This is a genomic window from Ruegeria sp. SAZA006 (assembly GCF_059613465.1).
The window spans coordinates 365,009-384,782 of the sequence record NZ_JBXWSO010000014.1; the positions used below are offsets into that span (position 1 = coordinate 365,009).

The following is a 19,774-nucleotide window of genomic DNA, read 5'->3' on the forward strand; positions in this document are numbered from 1 at the left end:
CTCAGTCCTGACTGTCCAGAATCTCGCGCACCTTGGCGACCAGATCGCCGCGCGGTACCTCGAACTGGCTGGGGCGTTCCTTCCATTCCTCAAGCGTGGCGCTTTCGGCGATCTTGGCGCCCAGGATCAGGTCCTTGATCTGAACCACGCCGCGGTCCTTCTCGTCCCCGCCCTCGATCACCGCGACGGGCGAGTTCCGCTTGTCTGCGTATTTCAGCTGATTGCCGAAATTCTTTGGGTTGCCCAGATAGACCTCGGCGCGGATGCCGGCATTGCGCAGCTCGGCCACCATCGCCTGGTAGTCGGCCATGCGGTCCCGGTCCATCACGGTCACGACGACCGGCCCGGTGTCATGTGACTTGATCCGACCTTTCTCGCGCAGCGCGGCCAGCAACCGGTCGACCCCGATCGAGATGCCCGTCGCGGGCACTTCCTGCCCGGTGAAGCGCTTGACCAGATCATCGTAGCGCCCGCCGCCCGAGACAGACCCGAACTGCCGCTTGCGGCCCTTTTCGTCGAAGATCTCGAAGGTCAGCTCGGCCTCGTAGACCGGACCGGTGTAGTATCCCAGCCCTCGCACGACCGAGGGGTCGATCTGGATGCGATCGGCACCATAGCCGCCCGCGGCCAGCAGCTCGCCGATCTGTTCCAATTCCGAGATGCCTTCGGCGCCGATCTTGCTGTCGCCCACGGCCGCGCGCAGGTTGGCCAGCGTTCCGGCGGTGTCATCGGCCTTGGAGGTCAGGAAGGCGATCACCGGCTCGGCCTGATCGTCGGACAGACCCACACCCTCGATGAACGCACCCGAGGCGTCCAGCCGGCCCTTGGTCAGCAACTCGCGCACGCCCTGCTCGCCCACCTTGTCGAACTTGTCGATGGTGCGCAGAACGTCGTCGCGCGCCGCCGCGTCCGCGCCCAGACCCATGGCCTCGAGCACTCCGTTGAGGACCTTGCGGTTGTTGACCCGCACCAAATAGTCGCCGCGCGGGATGCCCACGGTTTCCAGCGTGTCGGAGAGCATGGCGCAGATTTCGGCATCGGCGGCCATGCTGGCCGTACCGACCGTATCCGCATCACACTGATAGAACTGGCGATACCGCCCCGGCCCCGGCTTTTCGTTGCGCCAGACCGGACCCATCGCATAGCGGCGATAGGGCGTGGGCAGGTCATTGCGATGCTGGGCATAGACCCGGGCCAGCGGCGCGGTCAGGTCATAACGCAACGCCATCCAGTCGCCGTTGCCGCCCTCGTCAAACTCTTGCCAGGCGAACACGCCTTCGTTCGGGCGATCGACGTCGGGCAGAAACTTGCCCAGCGCCTCGACCGTTTCCACGGCGCTGCTTTCCAGCGCGTCAAACCCATAGCGATGATAGACGTCCGCAATCGTCCGCAGCATCTCGGTGCGCTGCGTGACTTCCTGGCCGAAATAGTCGCGGAACCCTTTCGGCGTGACGGCCTTGGGGCGGGGCTGTTTCTTGGGCTTGGCCATGTGGGGCGTCCTTGGGATTTCATCACTTGCGCGCGCGGTCTATCCCATGGTCTGGGTCGGGGCAAGCCAGCGCTGGCATTGCGCGCGCCACAGCGGTATGACCGCACCAGATCACAGGAGCCCCAGCGATGCAGCATCTGGAAGAGAAAATTGCCCATCTGACCCGCACCGTGGACGACCTGAGCATGGTGGTCGCCAAACAGCAGGACGAGATCGATCGCCTGACCCGCCACGTCGCGATGTTGATGCAGCGCGAAGCCGAACGTGCGCAGGAAGGATCCGGCGGGGTGATTCTGGGCGACGAGCGCCCACCGCACTATTGAGCCCAGCCCCTACAGCCCAAGCGTTGATTTAACGGCATCGTCGACGACACCACCCAACAGGGCATCCTCATCGCCTGCGCAACCTTCGGTCAGCGCTGAAAGAAAAGCCTCACGCAGCTTGGCCTTTTCTTCGTCCGAGGATGCAAACTCTTCGATATCAACCTGACGGTTGTAGATCGAAAGAGCGGTCATCTTTCTGACGACGTCGAAAACGTATTCATCATTCCCATCAGCCTCTTCGATGACCGAAGCGCAGGTGTGGTACATCAGCGGAAGCGCGTCTTGCGCCATCTGGTCGGCGGCCTCGTCCGCCGTGCCGATGGACGGGAGAAGGATCAAGCCAGCCAGAACCGGTTTGAAATCAAGCAGTCGCATCAGGACTCCTTTCTGACGGCGGTCAGTCATGGACACCCCCGTCACTTGCGGTTTGCCCCAATGATGGCACCGACAACCGCACCTGCGGCCGCGCCTTTGCCATCTCCAATCAACGCTCCGACGCCGGCGCCGATCAGGGCGCCCTTCAGCGCGTCTTCTTCCTTTTTCTTGTCCGCCAAAGCGGCTGACGCAGGCAAGACGATCAGCGATGCCGCCAATATGCAGGCTGGCGCCTGCGCGCATTTCCTCAGGATCCACATTTGGTTGCCCTCCCGTGACCAAGCCCGAACCGGGTGGTCAGCGTAACCCGCTCCTGGAATTCTGGCAACAAAGGCCACTCTCAGGCTATTTGCGCCGAATGCCGATTGGTCTGCCGATCTGCGGCTCGGGGGGCAATGCGGCATGGTCGGACACCATTCGCGCCAGCCGCACCGCAGCCCAGTCCGGGTAGGGTTCCGACCGGCCTGTTGTGTGGCTGACATTCATGAACAGGGCCTCTTGGGTTGCACTGACCACGCCATCCTCGACCGACACCATCTGCGCAAAATAGTGACCACGCTTGTGATCGGCGTCCAGCATCCGAAACCGGAAAACCAATGCCTCGCCCTCGCGAACCTCGCGCAGGAAATGCAGATGCGACTGCAGGATGTACGGCCCCTGCTCCAGCGCCGCGACCTGCGGTTCGCCCAGGCCGAGATGATCGACCAGCAGCCGTTCAAAGGCCAGATCGAACACCACGCCATAATACCCCACATTCATGTGACCGTTATAGTCGATCCAGTCGGGCCGGACCGTGAAACCGGTGATTTCGACCGGTGCGGGGTACGGGCCGTCATGGCCGCCCAATGGCTCGGTTTGCCGGGTCATTCGTCGTCTTCCTCCTCGAAGATCGCCACCGCGCGGATGAACCCGGCCGAGGCACCCTTGATCTTGAACGGAAAGCACGAGATCTCGAACCCCGTGGGCGGCAGGCTTTCCAGATTGGTCAGCTTCTCCATGTGGCAATAGCCGATCTCCATCGACGCGCGGTGCCCCTCCCAGATGATCGAGGGGTCATGGGTTTCCGCGTATTCCTGTGCGGTCAGCGGGAAGGGCGCGTCCCAGCTCCAGGCGTCGGTGCCGGTCACGCGCACGCCGCGCTCGGTCAGGTACAGCGTGGCTTCGCGCCCCATTCCGCAGCCTTTCATCAGGTAATCCGGCTGGCCATAACAGGTGCCGGCCGAGGTATTGACCACGACGATATCCAGCGGTCGCAGGTCATGCCCGATCCGCTTCAACTCGGCTGCGACATCGGCGGCGGTGACGACGTAGCCATCCTCGAAACGCCGGAAATCCAGCTTCACGCCCGGGTTCATGCACCACTCCAGCGGCACCTCGTCGATGGTGATCGCCCGCTCGCCCCGGTTCATGGTCGAGTGGTGATGGTACGGCGCGTCCAGATGGGTGCCGTTATGAGTGGCGATCTGCAGACGTTCGATGGCCCAGCCCTCGCCACCCGGCAGGTCCTCTTTCTTCAGACCCGGGAAAAAGGCCATCACCTGCTCGGCCGTCTGGTCGTGGCTCATGTATTCGATCTGAGGCAGCATGATCGGCGGGTCCGACACGATGCCGGTTTCCAGCGGGACGGACAGATCGACGAAACGGCGGGCCATGAACTCCTCCGGGATTGCGCGGCTCAAGGGTTGGCTGGCTGCAAGCATCTGTCAAGCCAAGAAAAAGGCGGGCACGCAGGCCCGCCTTTTCAGGGTTTTGGTGAGTGGTGGCAGTCGTTACTCGGCCGCGATGGCGTCCTCGATCTTTTCGATACGGATAGCCGAGAACTTGAACTCGGGGATCTTGCCATAGGGATCGATGGCCGGGTTCGTCAGGATGTTCGCCGCCGCCTCGACATAGGCGAAGGGGATGAACACCATATCCTCGGCGATCGCCCGGTCGGCGCGCACCATGATCTCGATCGAGCCGCGCCGGGTGGTCAGACGCACCATCTCGCCGGGTTCGATCCCCATCAGCTTGAGCGTGCGCGGGTTCATCGAACAGTTCGCCTCGGGCTCGACCGCGTCCAGAACCTTGGCACGACGGGTCATGGACCCGGTGTGCCAGTGTTCCAGTTGCCGCCCTGTGGTGGCAATCATGGGGAATTCCTCGTCCGGGGCCTCATCCGGGGGGATGATGCTGGCCGGGGTGAATTTCGCACGGCCATCCGGGCGCGGGAAGCCGTCGCCGAACACGATGGACTGGCCCGGATCGGTCTCGGACAGCGACGGATAGGTGATGCTCTCGGTCTCGAGCCGCTCCCAAGTGATGTTGTCCAGCGAAGCCATGGTCAGCTTCATCTCGTTGAACACCTGCGAGACATCCGTGTAATCCCAGTTCAGCCCGATGCGCTTTGCCAGATCGACGGTGATCGCCCAATCCTCGCGCGCTTCGCCCGGCGGCGGCACCGCAGGGCGCACGCGCTGCACCTGACGGTTGGTGTTCGACACTGTGCCGTTCTTTTCATACAGCGCCGAGGCCGGCAGGATGATGTCGGCATAGTTCGCCGTTTCGGTCAGGAAGATGTCCTGCACGATCATCAGGTCCAGCTTGGCCAGCGCCTCGCGGGCGTGGTGCACGTCGGGGTCGGACATGGCCGGGTTTTCGCCCATGATATACATGCCCTTGATCTTGCCGGCATAGGCGTGGTCGATGATTTCGGTCACGGTCAAGCCCTTCTCGTTCGAGAAATCGCCCGAGTTCCAGACTTGACTGAACTTGGCCCGCACGGCGTCGTCGGTGACCGACTGGTAGTCAGGCAGGAACATCGGGATCAGGCCGGCATCCGAGGCCCCCTGTACGTTGTTCTGCCCGCGCAGCGGGTGCAGACCGGCGCCCGGCTTGCCGACATTGCCCGTCATCAGCGCCAGCGAGATCAGGCAGCGCGAATTGTCGGTGCCGTGGATATGCTGGCTGACGCCCATGCCCCAGAAGATCAGGCCCGCATTCGCATTGGCAAAGATCCGGGCCACGCGGCGCAGCTGATCCGGTTCGATACCGCAGATCGGGGCCATCTTCTCGGGGGTGAACTGGCGCAGGTGTTCCTTCTCGGCCTCCCAGTTCTCGGTCCAGCGGTGGATGTACTGGCTGTCATACAGCTCTTCCTCGACGATCACGTTCATGATCGCGTTCAGCATCGAGACATCGGCACCGGGCCGGAACTGCAGCATCTCGGTCGCGAATTTGCGCATGCCCACGCCGCGCGGGTCCATCACGATCAGCTTGCCGCCGCGCTTGGCGAACTGCTTGAAATAGGTCGCCGCGACGGGGTGGTTCTCAATCGGGTTGGCGCCGATGATGATCGCCACATCGGCATTCTCGATCTCGTTGAAGGTCGCGGTCACCGCGCCCGAGCCCACGTTCTCGATCAGCGCGGCCACCGACGAGGCGTGGCACAGCCGCGTGCAGTGGTCCACGTTGTTGTGGCCAAAACCCTGCCGGATGAACTTCTGGAACAGATAGGCCTCTTCGTTGGTGCATTTGGCCGAGCCAAAGCCCGCCACGCTGCGCGGATCCTCATCCCGCAGCTTCATCAGCCCCTTGGCGGCCAGGTCCAGCGCCTCGTCCCAGGTTGCCTCGCGGAAATGGGTGCTCCAGTCGGCGGGATCGACGTTCAACCCCTTGGGTGGCGCATTCTCGCGCCGGATCAGCGGCTTGGTCAGGCGGTGCGGGTGGTGGATGTAGTCGAACCCGAACCGGCCCTTGACGCACAGTCGGCCCTCGTTGGCGGGGCCGTTGATGCCCTCGACATATTTGACCTTGCCGTCCTTGACCTTGAGGCTGACCTTGCAGCCCACCCCGCAGAAGGGGCAGACGCTTTCGGTCTCGGAATCGTAATCCTTGCTGTCGCCGCGCTGCTGGTCGTCCAGCACGGTGGCGGGCATCAGCGCGCCGGTGGGGCAAGCCTGAACGCATTCGCCGCAAGCCACGCAGGTTGAGTCACCCATCGGGTCGTTCTGGTCGAACACCACCTGGGCGGTATGCCCGCGGCCGGCCATGCCGATCACGTCATTCACCTGCACGTCGCGGCAGGCACGGACGCAGAGGTTGCAGTTGATGCAGGCATCCAGATTGACCCGCATCGCCACATGGCTGTCATCCAGAAGAGGGATCTTCTCGGGCTCTTTCGCCGGAAAGCGGCTGTCGCTGACATCGTTCAGCTTGGCCATGTCCCAAAAATGGCTCGAGGCATCATGCGGCTGTTCGGGCTGATCGGCCACCAGCAGTTCCATCACCAGCGCGCGCGATTTCTCGGCGCGGTCGGTGTCGGTTTTCACGACCATTCCTTCAGCCGCCGGACGGATGCACGAGGCGACCAGCGTCCGCTCGCCCTCGACCTCGACCATGCAGGCGCGGCAGTTGCCGTCGGGGCGATAGCCCGGCGCAGGTTTATGGCACAGGTGCGGGATGACCAGACCCTTGCCGTTGGCCGCTTCCCAGATCGTGGTGCCCTCGGGCACGGTCACGTCTTCGCCGTTCAGGTTGAAGGTGACGGTCTTGGTTTCGCTTGCGTCAAGCATGGCTGTCTCCCTCAAATCTCGTCGGCGAAATGTTTCATGACCAGGCGGATCGGGTTCGGGGCCGCCTGCCCCAGCCCGCAGATCGAGGCATCGCCCATCACCTGGCACAGGTCTTCCAGCAGGTCGGTGTCCCACTTGTCAGCCTGCATCAGCTTGACCGCCTTTTCGCAGCCCGCCCGGCAGGGCGTGCACTGGCCACAGCTTTCGTCCTCGAAGAAGCGCAGCATGTTCAGCGCCGCATCGCGGGCCGTGTCCTGATCGGACAGAACCACCACCGCGGCGGACCCGATGAAGGTGCCCAACGGCTGCAAGGTGTCAAAGTCGAGCGGGACGTCGTCGATGCTGGAGGGGAGAAGACCTGACGACGGCCCGCCCGGTTGATACGCCTTGAAGACATGGCCCTCGGCCATGCCCCCGGCGGCATCAATCACGTCCAAAATGGTCGAGCCTGCCGGCAGCAGGTAGACGCCCGGCTTGGCCACCCGGCCCGAAACCGAATAGCTGCGCAGGCCCTTGCGGCCATTCTTTTCGACTGAGCTGAGGATTTCCGGGCCTTCCCGGCAGATCTTCGAGACCCAGTGGAGCGTCTCGACATTGTGCACCAGCGTCGGGCGGCCGAAAACGCCGACCTGCGCCACGAAAGGCGGGCGGTGGCGGGGCAGGCCCTTCCTGCCCTCGATTGACTCGATCATCGCGGATTCTTCACCGCAGATATAGGCACCCGCACCGCGGCGCAGGTCGATATAGCCTTTCTCGACGATCCCGTCCTGTTCCAGCGCCGCGATCTCGCGCCGCAGGATTTCCAGCACAGCCGGGTATTCATCGCGCATGTAGATGAAGCAGGTCTCTGCCTCGACCGCCCAGGCGGCGATCAGCATGCCTTCGAGGAAAACATGCGGCGTGCGCTCCAGGTAATAGCGGTCCTTGAAGGTGCCCGGTTCGCCCTCGTCGCCGTTCACGGCCAGGTAACGCGGGCCGTCATTCATGCGGACAAAGCCCCATTTCTTGCCTGACGGGAAACCGGCACCGCCGAGGCCCCGCAGGCCCGAGGCCAGAACCTGTTCCTGAACCGCTTCCCAGTCGCCGCCTTCGCGCAGTTCTTTCAGTTTGGCGTAACCGCCGCTTTCGACATAGGTCGCAAAGGTCTCATAGTCGGGCAGATGAGCGTGGGTGTCGCCCGCCGCGACGGCGGCCTGCACCTTTTCGGGGGTCGCGTGGTCGATTTGGTTGTGCCCGATTTCCAGCACCGGTGCGGTGTCGCAGCGACCCATGCAGGGCGCACGCAGAACGCGGACTTCGGACGGGTCCAGCCCGTCCTCCAGCGCCTTCTTCAGCTGCTGCGCTCCGGCCATCTCGCAGGACAGGGAATCGCAGACGCGGATCGTCAGGGCTGGGGGTGGAGTCTCACCCTCTTTCACCACGTCGAAATGGGCATAGAAGGTCGCGGTCTCGTAGATCTCGGCCTGACCGATCCGCATCTCGACGGCCAGCGCGGCGATGTGGTCGGCGCTGATATGGCCGTGCGTGTCCTGGATCAGGTGCAAAAACTCGATCAGCAGGTCGCGGCGGCGCGGGCGGTCGCCCAGCAGGCGCTGAATCTCGGCCTGCGCCTCGTCCGTGAACTGACGGCCCTTGGGCGTGTGCCGCCCCTTGCCTTTACCTGACTTCCAGACGCCCTTTGGCGCGCCTGATGGCTTGGTATCCAATGGTGCCATGATGCCCTCCGATCGAGCCTCGTCTCTCATCAGAGTAGCATATCGTCAAATCGCAAAAACCAATCGCACGATAACGACAGTTTATCACCGCAAAGACGTCACGACCTGCCGCAATGCCCCAACGGTGGGCAATTCTGGATCCCGCGCCAGCGTCGCCAGACAGATCGGCTTGCTGACCACAGGATCAACCAGAGGCAGGACACGCGTGCCTTTCAAATCGCCGAGCGCCCGTACCAGAACCCGTGGTACGACCGTCGCCGCCAGCCCCTCACGCGCCATGACCATCGAGGCAGTAAACCCGCTGGTTTCGGCCACCACACGCGGATGCAACCCCTGTTCGGCAAATATCCTGTCGAGGATGCGCCTGTTCTGCATCTGAGGCTCCAGCAAACTGAGCGGAAACTCGGCGACCTGCGCCCACGGGATCGGGCCCTTGCCCTGCGTCATATGCTCGGGGATGAGCAAAACATAGGTTTCCTCGTACAGAGGCTGCACATAGCGCAGGTCAGTGCCGATGCTGTCGCCATAGGTGATGCCGGCATCCAGGCTGCCTTCGTCCAGGCGGTGCTGGATTGCTGTGGCCGACATCGTCTCGATCCGCGACAGGATACGCGGATGCGCCTGCTGCAGCCGCTTGACCAAGCGGCCAGTAAACGCGATGGCGGTCGGGATCACGCCCAGGATCAGTGTACCGGTGATCTCGCCCTTGATCGCCTGCACCTCCTGCTCCAGCGCTTTGGCGTCATCCAGAATGCGGCGGGCGCGGCGGACGATCATCTCGCCCTCTTCGGTCAGGCCCTGAAAGCGGTTCGCACGGCGGACGATGGACACGCCAAGCCGATCCTCGAGGTTGCGGATCCGCATCGAGAACGCGGGCTGCGAAATACCGCACTCCTCGGCCGCCTTGGCAAAATGGCGATGACGCGCCAAAGCGCTGAGCAATTGCAGATCGCGGATTTCGAACACGTGCGGGCCTCGGGCGGACAGGAGCGATACCTCAAGATACCGCCAATGCCGGCCCAGAAAAGCTGTTTCGAGATCAAGTGTTGAAGAGGAAGTGCATCACGTCGCCATCCTTGACGACATAGCTTTTGCCTTCTGCACGCATCTTCCCGGCCTCTTTGGCGCCCTGTTCGCCATTGCACGCCACGAAATCATCATAGGCAATTGTCTCGGCGCGGATGAAGCCCTTTTCAAAGTCGCCGTGGATGACACCGGCCGCCTGAGGTGCCGCAGTGCCCCTGCGAATGGTCCAGGCGCGCGCCTCTTTCGGGCCAACCGTGAAATAGGTTTCCAGCTTGAGCAGGTCGTACCCCGCACGGATCAGTCGATCGAGGCCCGGTTCTTCGAGCCCCATCTCTTCGAGGAACATCTGCGCCTCTTCAGGCTCCAGCAGACTGATCTCTTCTTCGATCTTGGCGCTGATGATGACATGGGCATTGCCCTGCGCCGCGGCCATCTCGGCCACACGCGCGGAATATTCATTGCCTTCGGCCGCGTCTTCTTCCGAGACATTGCAGACATACAGGACCGGCTTGGTGGTCAGCAACTGCAGCATCTTCCAGGCTTTTGCATCCTCGTCGGACACCTCGACCAAGCGCGCGGGTTTGCCGCTTTCCAGCATCTCTTGCGCGGTGGCCAGCAACCGATCCTGCTGCTGCGCCTCCTTGTCGTTGCCCTTGAGCTTGCGTACGAGGTTGGCGCGACGCTTTTCGATGCTTTCCAGATCGGCCAGCATCAGTTCGGTCTCAATGGTCTCGGCATCGGCCACCGGATCGACCTTGCCTTCGACATGGGTCACGTCGCCATCTTCGAAACAGCGCAATACATGAGCGATGGCATCGGTTTCGCGAATGTTGGCCAGAAACTGGTTCCCCAGCCCCTCACCTTTTGAAGCGCCTTTGACCAGGCCTGCAATATCCACGAACGTCATACGCGTCGGGATGATCTGCTTCGATTTGGCGATCGCAGCCAACTTGTCCAGACGCGCATCGGGAACGGCCACGTCACCCACATTGGGTTCGATCGTGCAGAACGGGAAATTCGCCGCCTGCGCGGCCGCGGTCTTGGTCAACGCGTTGAACAGGGTCGACTTTCCGACATTCGGCAGACCCACGATACCCATTTTAAAGCCCATGACGGCCTCCTGATGCCATTCGCGGGCTGCTTCTATGCGGGTCCGGTGCAATGCGCAAGGCACCTGTGGCAGCTGGCCCTGAGTCCAATCTGCAACATCACGGAAATGTAGGGAAAACGTGTGCTTGTTGACATTGAACACGAGAGAATAGTGTCAAACTTTAACTTTGTAACGAATATCAACAGCGAACATCCCTATGAAAAACCTCCTTTCAAGCGCCGCTTTTCTGGCTTTTTCAACAGCCGCGCAGGCGCAGTCGGTGATTTTCGGCGCCGGCTACGCCGACTATTCGGAGAGCAGCTCGATTGACCAGGCGATCTTTTCCCTCGAATACCAGCACCGGCCATTTCACGAGGCCACCCGCTTCAGCGCCGCGCTCGGGGCCGCGCTGTCGGTGGACGAGGATGGAAACACACATATCGGCGCCGGGGTGATCGGGGTCTATTCCTTTGCCGACAGATGGTTCGTGGAAGGCAGCGTGATGCCGGGTTTCTACAGCGAAGCCAACGAATTGAACGACCTCGGCGGGAGCTTCGAAATCCGAAGCCTTTTCGGGCTGGGCTACACGTTGAACAACGGCAATGACATATCGTTGGCCGTGACCCACAAATCGAACGCCAGCACGCAAGAGGAAAACCCCGGCGTGAACGCGCTGTTGCTGCGGTATCACCTGAACTTCTGAAACTTCTGAACCCACCGCGCAGGACGGGATTGATTTTCGGCCAAAGTTTCTGCACATCAGGTCCAAACCTGTATGCAAGGATCGTCCATGACCCGTATCGACGCCAAGTTCGCCGCCCTGAAAGCCGAGGGGAAGAAGGCCTTTGTCGCCTATATCATGGCCGGGGATCCCAACTATGACACCTCGCTTGAGATCGTTCGCGGTCTACCGGGGGCCGGCGTGGACGTGATCGAACTGGGCCTGCCCTTCACCGACCCGATGGCGGACGGCCCCACCATTCAGGCGGCTGGTCAACGGGCCCTGGACGGCGGCATGACGCTGCAACGCACGCTGGATCTGGCCAAGGCATTCCGGGAAACCGATGACACCACGCCGATCGTACTGATGGGCTATTACAACCCGATCTACAGCCGTGGCGTGGACAAGTTCCTGGCCGACGCCAAAGAGGCCGGCATCGACGGCCTGATCGTCGTAGACCTGCCGCCCGAGGAAGATGACGAGCTGTGCTTGCCCGCGCAGGCGGCCGGGCTGAACTTCATCCGGCTGGCAACGCCCACCACCGATGACAAGCGCCTGCCGAGAGTGCTGCAGAACACCTCGGGCTTTGTCTACTACGTCTCGATCACCGGCATCACGGGCGCGGCCGAAGCCGAGGCAACCGATGTCGGCCCCGAGGTCGCGCGCATCAAGGCGGCGACCGATCTTCCGGTGATCGTGGGCTTCGGCATCAACACTCCCGAGAAATCACGCGCCATCGCCAGCGTTGCCGACGGGGCGGTGGTCGGCTCGGCCATCGTCAGCCAAATCGCCGCCGGCAAACCCGTGGACGAGGTTCTGGATTTCGTGAAATCGCTGTCAGACGGCGCCCACAGCGCCTGACGCCAAAACCCCAAACGGTTCTCAACCGCTGCAGGCCGCACGCCTGCGGCGGTTTTTCTTTGCGCCTTCGTCCCACCTGACCACTTGCGCAACTGGCCGTTGCGCCGCGGTGGAAGAATTGGTAAAGAAACCTAACCAATCTGCAGAAAGGCGCGGCCATGCCTGTCATTACCAATATCGACGACCTCAAGCGCATCTATGAACGCCGGGTGCCCCGGATGTTTTATGACTATGCCGAAAGCGGCAGCTGGACCGAGCAGACCTTCCGCGACAACAGCTCGGACTTCCACGACATCCGTCTGCGCCAAAAGGTTGCGGTGGACATGTCCGGCCGCTCGACCGCATCGCAGATGATTGGACAGGACGTGGCCATGCCGGTGGCCCTCGCGCCCGTGGGTCTGACCGGGATGCAGCATGCGGATGGTGAAATGAAGGCCGCCAAGGCCGCGCTGGATTTCGGCGTGCCCTTCACGCTGTCGACCATGTCGATCAACTCGATCGAGGATGTGGCCGAACATACCGGCGCGCCGTTCTGGTTCCAGCTGTACACCATGAAGGACGAGGACTATGTCCGCCGCCTGATCCAGCGCGCCAAGGATGCCAAATGCTCGGCCCTGGTTATCACTCTTGATCTGCAAATCCTCGGCCAACGGCACAAGGACCTGAAGAACGGCCTGTCCGCCCCGCCGAAACTGACGGCCAAAACCATCGCAAACCTGATGACGAAATGGGCCTGGGGCATCGAGATGCTGGGCGCCAAGAGGCGCGAGTTCGGCAATATCGTGGGCCATGTTCAGGGCATCTCGGACGCCTCGTCACTGGGCGCTTGGACCGCGGAACAATTCGATCCCAGCCTCGACTGGACGAAGATCGAGAAACTGATGGAGCAATGGGGCGGCAAGGTGATCCTGAAGGGCATCCTTGACCCCGAAGACGCGAAGATGGCGGCCAAGCTGGGCGCCGACGCCATCGTGGTCTCGAACCATGGCGGGCGGCAACTGGACGGCGCGCTCAGCTCGATCCGGATGCTGCCGCGGATCATGGATGCGGTGGGCGGCGAGGTCGAAGTGCATCTCGACAGCGGCATCCGCTCGGGGCAGGACGTGCTCAAGGCGCTGGCGCTGGGGGCCAAGGGCACCTATATCGGGCGCGCTTTCGTCTACGGGCTGGGCGCGATGGGCCAAAAGGGCGTGACCACCGCGCTGGAAGTGATCCAGAAGGAACTGGACACCACCATGGCCCTGTGCGGCGAGCGCAACGTGGCCGATCTGGGGCCGCACAATCTGCTTGTTCCGCAAGATTTCTGCGGCCGCTGGCAGGAATGACGCGGAAATCGTTTTTACCCCTTTCCAAATGGCCGGATTCGGTCTAAGGACGCCGCTTCACGCGGGGTGACAGCCTTGGAGGCACCCTGCCCTAACATTGGAGATTTATCATGGCTGGTGAGATTCCTGATCTCGTAGCTCTGGAACGGACGGGGACGGGCAAGGGCGCCGCTCGTCAGGCACGCCGCGACGGCATGGTTCCGGGCATCGTATTTGGTGGCGAGAAAGACCCGCTGCCGATCCAGATTCCGTTCAACGAACTGTTCAAGCGCCTGAAGGCAGGCCGCTTCAAGTCGACCCTGTGGAACCTGAAGGTCGAAGGCCACGAAGACGTCCGCGTCATCTGCCGCGACGTTCAGCGTGATGTCGTCAAGGACCTGCCGACCCACCTGGACCTGATGCGTCTGCGTCGCACGACCAAGATCGCCCTGTACATCCCCGTCGAGTTCATCAACGAGGAAGAAGCCCCCGGCATCAAGAAGGGCGGCGTTCTGACCGTTGTCCGTCCTGAGGTCGAGCTGGTCTGCACCGCCGGCGACATCCCCGAAAAGATCACCGTCGATCTGACCGGTCTGGAAATCAACGACGTTGTCACCATCTCGTCGGTTGACCTGCCCAACGGCACCAAACCGACCATCGACCGTGATTTCGTGATTGCGAACATCTCGGCACCGACCGGCCTGGCGTCCAGCGACGACGAAGAAGGCGAAGGTGAAGAGGAAGTCGCAGCCGACGAAGTTGAAGTCGTAGGCAAAGACGAAGAATAAATCCGGATCCTTCGGATTGGAATTTGAAGCGGGGCCTCGTCCAGGGCCCCGTTTTTCTTTGAACGACCGGCTGGCACAGGAAAGGCATCTCGTGCAATTCTGCGCCGGACCGAAACGCACAAGGAATTCGCGATGAAGCTGTTTGTCGGATTGGGCAATCCGGGCGCAAAGTATGCCCGCAACCGGCACAATATCGGTTTCATGGCGGTGGATGCCATCGCCAGGGATCATGGCTTTGGGCCATGGCGTTCGAAATTTCAGGGTGAAATATCCGAAGGAATGCTGGGCCGAGAAAAGGTCCTGCTGCTGAAGCCCATGACCTTCATGAACCGCTCGGGCCAATCGATCGGTGAGGCCATGCGGTTCTTCAAGCTCGCCTCAACCGATGTGACCGTTTTCCATGACGAACTGGACCTTGCACCCGGGAAGGTTCGCGCCAAGGCAGGTGGCGGCCATGCCGGGCATAACGGCCTGCGGTCGATCCACGACCATATCGGAGCAGCGTATGATCGTGTCCGGCTGGGGATCGGCCATCCCGGACGCAAAGAGCTGGTCTCGCCCTATGTTCTGGGCGATTTCGCCAAGGCCGACACCGACTGGCTGGATGATGTTCTGCAAGGCGTTGCAGACGGGGCGGTTCATCTGGCTGCGGGCGATGCGGCCAAGTTCATGAACGCCGTGGCGCTGCGAACAGCGCCACCGCGCAGTTCCACCACGACGCCCAAATCCGAAACCAAGACCTCTCTTGCCCCGAAAGCCGAGACGGTAACGCCTGATGACCGCACGGCGATGCAGAAGCTGTTGGACAAGTTCCGATAGCGGCAACAACCTTCCGCAACGTAGCAATTGCCGAATTGCAGTCATCACGATCCAATGCCGCCAAACGGGAGGAATATCATGAAAACTGGTCTGAAATGGCTGCTGCGAATCGTCCTGACGCTGGTCTTGGCCGCTGCAGTTGTCGGTTTCTGGAAGCGCGAGGAAATTCAGCGCCTTCTGGCGGTGAACTCTCTGTTTTCCGAAGAAAAGATCGTTCAGAATTTCTCTCACATGGACGCGGCGTTTCTGACTGTCGACCTCCCTCGCGGGAACGGTCCCACTTGGGACCTGCCCTATGGCGCTGAATTCGAACTGCCCGCCGAGACGCCGGACTGGATCGAAGAGCGTGCCGTTACATCCCTACTGGTGATTCAGGACGGGCAGGTCCGGTTCGAGGAGTATTTCCTGGGCACATCGCCGGAAGACCGCCGGATCTCGTGGTCGATGGCCAAAAGCTATTTGTCCGCTCTGTTCGGCATCCTTCTTGAGGAGGGCGCCATAGCCTCGCTGGATGATCCGGTCATCAAATATGCCCCCAAGTTGCAGGGCAGCGCCTATGAAACAGCTACGATCCGCAACGTGCTGAACATGGCCAGCGGTGTAACCTTTGACGAAGACTATCTGGACCCGAAATCCGACATCAACCGGATGGGTCGGGTCGTCGCCCTGGGGGGCGAGTTGGATGACTTTGCGGCCTCGTTGAAGGACAGTTTCGCGGCACCTGGCGAGACCTGGCAGTATGTTTCCATCGATACCCATGTCATTGGAATGGTGATCCGAGGGGCGACGGGTCAAAGCGTCGCCGCGTTGCTGGACGAAAAGATCCTGCAGCACCTCGGTCTTGAGCGGGACGGATACTATATCACCGACGGCGCCGGTGTAGCCTTTGTTCTGGGTGGCTTGAATTTCACGACGCGGGATTACGCCCGCTTTGGCCAAATGATCCTGCAGAACGGCATGAGCGATGGACGCCAGATCGTTCCGGCCGACTGGATCAAGGAATCCACCTTGCCAAGCGCACCGACCGAGCCCGGCAAGATCGGCTACGGATATCAGTGGTGGATCCCCGTCGGCGCCCATGATGGTGAGTTTCTGGCACGCGGCGTCTATGGCCAATACATGTATTTCGACCAGTCGCGCGGCGTTCTGATCGTATCAACGGGCGCTGATCGTCGCTTCCGGGAACCCGGGGTCAATGAGCAGAACATCGAAATGTTCCGCAAGATCGCGCAAAGCCTGTAAGGTAGCTGCATGCAAAAGCAGGACAGCATAAATGTTCTGGGCGGCGTGCTGGCTCCGTGTTCGCGAAAGCCCCTGACCGGCTTTTTCCGCGACGGGGCCTGCAACACCTGCCCTGAGGATCGCGGCAGCCACACGGTCTGCGCGGTGATGACCGCTGAATTTCTGGCCTATTCAAAATATGTCGGCAACGACCTGAGCACGCCACGGCCCGAGTTCGATTTCCCGGGCCTGAAGCCTGGCGACAGCTGGTGCCTGTGTGCCGCGCGGTTCATGCAGGCCCATGACGAGGGCTGTGCGCCAAAGGTTCATCTTGAGGCGACTCACCAGCGCGCATTGGAAATCGTGCCGCTGCACGTTCTGACCAGCCACCGCGCAGACTCTGGACAGTGAACCGGGAATGAAAAACCCGGCACGGTCGAAGCGTGCCGGGTCCGGATCTTTGGGCTGCCCTTAGGTTGCGTCGCGACCCTCGGTATCAGACATGTCGAAGTTCAGATACTTGGCGACCGTTTGAACATCCTTGTCGCCACGTCCGCACATGTTCATGCAGATGATGTGATCCTTTGGCAGCTCCGGCGCGATCTTCATGACATGCGCCAGCGCGTGGCTGGGTTCGAGTGCGGGAATGATGCCCTCGGTTGCGCAGCACAGCTGGAACGCCTCAAGCGCCTCTTTGTCAGTGATCGACACATATTGCGCGCGCCCGATATCGTGCAGCCAGGAATGTTCGGGGCCGATGCCCGGATAGTCGAGCCCGGCCGAAATCGAGTACCCCTCGAGGATCTGGCCGTCGTCGTCCTGCAGCAGATAAGTCCGGTTGCCATGCAGAACACCTGGTCGACCGCCCGTGAGCGAGGCGCAATGCTCCATCTTTTCGTTGACGCCTTTGCCGCCTGCTTCGACGCCGATGATGTTGACCGATTTGTCGTCGAGGAAGGGATAGAACAGCCCCATGGCGTTCGAGCCGCCGCCGATCGCCGCGATGATCGTGTCCGGCAGGCGACCCTCGGCCTTCATCATCTGTTCCTTGGCTTCCTTGCCGATGATCGATTGAAAGTCGCGCACCATCGCCGGATACGGGTGCGGTCCGGCCACCGTACCGATGCAGTAGAACGTGTCGCGCACGTTGGTCACCCAGTCGCGCAGCGCGTCGTTCATAGCGTCCTTCAGGGTGCCGCGGCCCGAGGTCACCGGAATCACCTCGGCCCCCAGCAAGCGCATACGGAACACGTTGGGCGCTTGCCGCTGGACATCATGTGCGCCCATATAGACCACGCATTTCAGGCCGAACTTGGCGCAGACGGTCGCTGTAGCGACGCCGTGCTGCCCGGCCCCGGTTTCGGCGATGATCCGGGTCTTTCCCATGCGGCGCGCCAGGATAATCTGGCCCAGCACGTTGTTGATCTTGTGCGCGCCGGTGTGGTTCAACTCGTCGCGCTTCATATAGATCTTGGCGCCACCCAGATGTTCGGTCAGGCGCTCGGCGTGATACAGGGGCGACGGACGGCCCACGTAGTTGGCCCACAGATCGTCCATCTCGGCCCAGAAGCTCGGGTCGGTCTTGGCCTTCTCGTATTCCTCCTCCAGCGACAGGATCAACGGCATCAGAGTCTCGCTGACGAACCGCCCGCCGAAAATACCGAAGCGGCCGCTTTCATCCGGGCCGGACATGAAGGAATTGAACAGATCATTGGCCATGGTGGTCTCCATCGTCGTGCCTGTTGTTATTAGGAGGTGCCGGCGGGATTTGCCATCGCAAATCGCACTATTCCGCCGCGGTACTGCCGTTCATCCAGATAGTCAGCGCCTGCTCCCGGGTCGGAATGGCGATGCAAGCAAAGTGACGGAATTGGTAGGTATTGGCCAAACGCGGGGCGGCTTGCATCACCCCTCGGTGCGGGTTCGACTGGGCAAAGGTCAGCATTGCTTCGACGTCGTGCCAAACGCTCAGCGAGAAATACGCGCCCTCATGCAAAAACACCTCGGCATGGAGGCACAAGGGATCGCCCTTGGCCTGGCGCAAGGCCTTCCCCGCACGCCAGAAAAACTCGGGCCCGTGGTACCATCGCTTCAGTGAAACCGCGCCAATTGCAGCCAGCATCCTTCATCCTCCCCTTTGAGAAGGATACGCAAGCGCGTTCTGGTCAGATCACCGTGCCGCTTCAATAAATGAGCGGATCAGGCACCGATCCTTGACACCCGGGGCGCTTTCCACGCCCGATGCCACATCGACCTGCCTTGCACCGGTCATACGGATCGCCTCGGCTACGTTGTCCGGGTTGAGTCCCCCCGACAGCATCCACGGCGTCCGCCAGTATTTGCGACCGGCGAGCAGTCGCCAGTCAAAAGGCAAACCGTTGCCGCCGGGCAGCTCAGAGTTCTTCGGCGGCTTGGCGTCAACCAACAACTGATCGGCCACGTCCGAGTAGAGGTCTATTGCGGCCAAATCCTCGGCTTCCGCCACTCCAATCGCCTTGATCACCGGCAAGCCGTAGCGTGATTTGACCTCGGCCACGCGCTCGGGGCTTTCGGCGCCATGCAGCTGCAACATGTCCAGTGGAACCCCCGCCACGATCTCATCCAACTGCGCGTCGGTGAAGTTTACCGCCAGGGCCACTTTGGCCACGCCGACCGGCACATCACTGGCCAGCGCCGCTGCCTGGGCAATCGGTGCATAGCGTGGAGACTTGGGAAAGAAATTGAACCCAATGTAACGCGCACCTGCTTCAACGGCTGCGCGCACATGCTCGGGTGCGGTCAAGCCGCAGATTTTTACGCTGATCTCGGCAGACATCGGCTCTCAGCTGGCCTCGTCCAGAAGGGCAAGCACATCGTCCTGACCTTCGTTCTGCTTCTTCTTGAGCTTCTTGACCTCGCGCTCGAGCTTCTTGACCTCGGTCTTTTTGACGGTGGCGTCCTTGCGGTGCTTGTGCTCGCGTAGCCACTCCCACAGAAAGCCGATGACAAGGCCAGCCACGATCCCGCCAAGAACCACAAGAAACAGCGGCAGCGAGGTGGCCAGATTGAAGCCAAGCAGGTCAGACAAAGCGTCCGGCATCAACTGCAACTGCACCATCTGGCGATTGGCCAGCGAGACCGAGACAAGGACGATCCCCAGGACCGCAAGAAAACCGTATCGAATGTAGCGCATCATGAGATCACGCTTTACCGTTCAAACGATCCCTTAGCAACTTGCCGGTCTTGAAAAACGGCACGCACTTTTCTTCGACCTGAACCGTCTCGCCAGTGCGAGGGTTCCGGCCGACGCGCGCATCCCGTTTCTTGACCGAAAAAGCTCCGAAGCCCCGCAGTTCGACACGGTCACCGCGCGCCATCGCGTCTGTGACTTCCTCGAATACGGTATTCACGATCCGCTCGACATCACGTTGGTACAGATGTGGATTTTCGTCGGCGATTTTCTGAATCAGTTCTGAACGGATCATGCGTGCTACCCTCCCAGGTCACCGT

General features: G+C 61.5%; 22 protein-coding genes. 8 read left to right on the forward strand and 14 right to left on the reverse strand.

Annotated elements, in window-relative coordinates; all coding sequences use genetic code 11:
• Window position 1: 1 nt before the first annotated feature.
• Window positions 2-1,489 (reverse strand): histidine--tRNA ligase, encoded by a 1,488-nt coding sequence (hisS, locus tag AC2FNZ_RS13935; RefSeq protein ID WP_496840997.1) that lies wholly within the window; start codon window positions 1,487-1,489, stop codon window positions 2-4.
• Window positions 1,490-1,617: 128 nt separating this feature from the next.
• Here hisS and AC2FNZ_RS13940 point away from each other — a divergent pair, with 128 nt between their 5' ends.
• Window positions 1,618-1,812 carry a SlyX family protein gene (locus AC2FNZ_RS13940; RefSeq protein ID WP_093964614.1) on the forward strand — a complete coding sequence of 65 codons (195 nt, stop codon included), beginning with the start codon at window positions 1,618-1,620 and terminating at the stop codon, window positions 1,810-1,812.
• Between the two features lie 9 nt (window positions 1,813-1,821).
• Here the strand turns inward: AC2FNZ_RS13940 and AC2FNZ_RS13945 are convergent, their stop codons facing one another.
• The 8 genes from AC2FNZ_RS13945 to ychF all read right to left on the reverse strand — a co-directional run bounded on the left by AC2FNZ_RS13945 (window position 1,822) and on the right by ychF (window position 10,592).
• Entirely contained in the window at window positions 1,822-2,187 is a 366-nt protein-coding gene (locus tag AC2FNZ_RS13945) for a hypothetical protein (protein ID WP_496834038.1), read from the reverse strand.
• A 41-nt stretch (window positions 2,188-2,228) separates the two neighbouring features.
• Complete coding sequence (locus tag AC2FNZ_RS13950; RefSeq protein ID WP_244952316.1) at window positions 2,229-2,447, reverse strand: YMGG-like glycine zipper-containing protein; 219 nt, start codon at window positions 2,445-2,447, stop codon at window positions 2,229-2,231.
• A gap of 85 nt (window positions 2,448-2,532) precedes the next feature.
• Entirely contained in the window at window positions 2,533-3,054 is a 522-nt protein-coding gene (locus AC2FNZ_RS13955) for a thioesterase family protein (protein ID WP_093964613.1), read from the reverse strand.
• Window positions 3,051-3,839 (reverse strand): cyclase family protein, encoded by a 789-nt coding sequence (locus AC2FNZ_RS13960; RefSeq protein ID WP_496840998.1) that lies wholly within the window; start codon window positions 3,837-3,839, stop codon window positions 3,051-3,053. The genes AC2FNZ_RS13955 and AC2FNZ_RS13960 overlap by 4 nt, the downstream gene beginning before the upstream one ends.
• A gap of 117 nt (window positions 3,840-3,956) precedes the next feature.
• Complete coding sequence (fdhF, locus tag AC2FNZ_RS13965) at window positions 3,957-6,740, reverse strand: formate dehydrogenase subunit alpha (protein WP_496840999.1); 2,784 nt, start codon at window positions 6,738-6,740, stop codon at window positions 3,957-3,959.
• Window positions 6,741-6,751: 11 nt separating this feature from the next.
• Window positions 6,752-8,455, reverse strand: coding sequence for an NAD(P)H-dependent oxidoreductase subunit E (locus tag AC2FNZ_RS13970; RefSeq protein WP_093965020.1), 1,704 nt, complete (start codon window positions 8,453-8,455; stop codon window positions 6,752-6,754).
• Between the two features lie 84 nt (window positions 8,456-8,539).
• Window positions 8,540-9,421 carry a LysR family transcriptional regulator gene (locus tag AC2FNZ_RS13975; RefSeq protein WP_093964611.1) on the reverse strand — a complete coding sequence of 294 codons (882 nt, stop codon included), beginning with the start codon at window positions 9,419-9,421 and terminating at the stop codon, window positions 8,540-8,542.
• 73 nt (window positions 9,422-9,494) lie between these two features.
• Window positions 9,495-10,592, reverse strand: coding sequence for a redox-regulated ATPase YchF (ychF, locus tag AC2FNZ_RS13980; protein WP_170357094.1), 1,098 nt, complete (start codon window positions 10,590-10,592; stop codon window positions 9,495-9,497).
• A 196-nt stretch (window positions 10,593-10,788) separates the two neighbouring features.
• Between ychF and AC2FNZ_RS13985 the strand changes: the two genes are divergently transcribed.
• The 7 genes from AC2FNZ_RS13985 (at window position 10,789) to AC2FNZ_RS14015 (ending at window position 16,696) form a co-directional block, all read left to right on the forward strand.
• Complete coding sequence (locus AC2FNZ_RS13985; RefSeq protein ID WP_496841000.1) at window positions 10,789-11,274, forward strand: acyloxyacyl hydrolase; 486 nt, start codon at window positions 10,789-10,791, stop codon at window positions 11,272-11,274.
• A gap of 87 nt (window positions 11,275-11,361) precedes the next feature.
• A complete protein-coding gene (trpA, locus tag AC2FNZ_RS13990) occupies window positions 11,362-12,153 on the forward strand; it encodes a tryptophan synthase subunit alpha (protein ID WP_496841001.1) in 792 nt (263 codons plus the stop codon).
• Between the two features lie 158 nt (window positions 12,154-12,311).
• A complete protein-coding gene (locus AC2FNZ_RS13995; RefSeq protein ID WP_170367911.1) occupies window positions 12,312-13,478 on the forward strand; it encodes an alpha-hydroxy acid oxidase in 1,167 nt (388 codons plus the stop codon).
• Window positions 13,479-13,588: 110 nt separating this feature from the next.
• Window positions 13,589-14,245, forward strand: a complete 657-nt coding sequence (locus AC2FNZ_RS14000; protein ID WP_093964607.1) for a 50S ribosomal protein L25/general stress protein Ctc — start codon at window positions 13,589-13,591, stop codon at window positions 14,243-14,245.
• A 132-nt stretch (window positions 14,246-14,377) separates the two neighbouring features.
• The gene (pth, locus tag AC2FNZ_RS14005; RefSeq protein WP_496841002.1) at window positions 14,378-15,064 is read left to right on the forward strand and encodes an aminoacyl-tRNA hydrolase; all 687 of its coding nucleotides are present in this window, start codon (window positions 14,378-14,380) and stop codon (window positions 15,062-15,064) included.
• 78 nt (window positions 15,065-15,142) lie between these two features.
• Complete coding sequence (locus AC2FNZ_RS14010; RefSeq protein ID WP_496841003.1) at window positions 15,143-16,306, forward strand: serine hydrolase domain-containing protein; 1,164 nt, start codon at window positions 15,143-15,145, stop codon at window positions 16,304-16,306.
• A 9-nt stretch (window positions 16,307-16,315) separates the two neighbouring features.
• Entirely contained in the window at window positions 16,316-16,696 is a 381-nt protein-coding gene (locus AC2FNZ_RS14015; protein WP_093964605.1) for a DUF2237 family protein, read from the forward strand.
• A gap of 60 nt (window positions 16,697-16,756) precedes the next feature.
• Here AC2FNZ_RS14015 and trpB read toward each other — a convergent pair whose 3' ends face one another.
• The 5 genes from trpB to ihfB form a co-directional block, all read right to left on the reverse strand.
• Entirely contained in the window at window positions 16,757-18,004 is a 1,248-nt protein-coding gene (gene trpB / locus AC2FNZ_RS14020; protein ID WP_496841004.1) for a tryptophan synthase subunit beta, read from the reverse strand.
• Window positions 18,005-18,071: 67 nt separating this feature from the next.
• The gene (locus AC2FNZ_RS14025) at window positions 18,072-18,407 is read right to left on the reverse strand and encodes a hypothetical protein (RefSeq protein ID WP_170436368.1); all 336 of its coding nucleotides are present in this window, start codon (window positions 18,405-18,407) and stop codon (window positions 18,072-18,074) included.
• 48 nt (window positions 18,408-18,455) lie between these two features.
• The gene (locus tag AC2FNZ_RS14030; protein WP_170436365.1) at window positions 18,456-19,100 is read right to left on the reverse strand and encodes a phosphoribosylanthranilate isomerase; all 645 of its coding nucleotides are present in this window, start codon (window positions 19,098-19,100) and stop codon (window positions 18,456-18,458) included.
• Between the two features lie 6 nt (window positions 19,101-19,106).
• On the reverse strand, window positions 19,107-19,457 hold the full coding sequence (locus AC2FNZ_RS14035; protein ID WP_170340535.1) for a lipopolysaccharide assembly protein LapA domain-containing protein: 351 nt from the start codon (window positions 19,455-19,457) through the stop codon (window positions 19,107-19,109).
• Window positions 19,458-19,464: 7 nt separating this feature from the next.
• Window positions 19,465-19,749, reverse strand: a complete 285-nt coding sequence (gene ihfB, locus AC2FNZ_RS14040; protein WP_050603110.1) for an integration host factor subunit beta — start codon at window positions 19,747-19,749, stop codon at window positions 19,465-19,467.
• Window positions 19,750-19,774 lie beyond the last annotated feature (25 nt).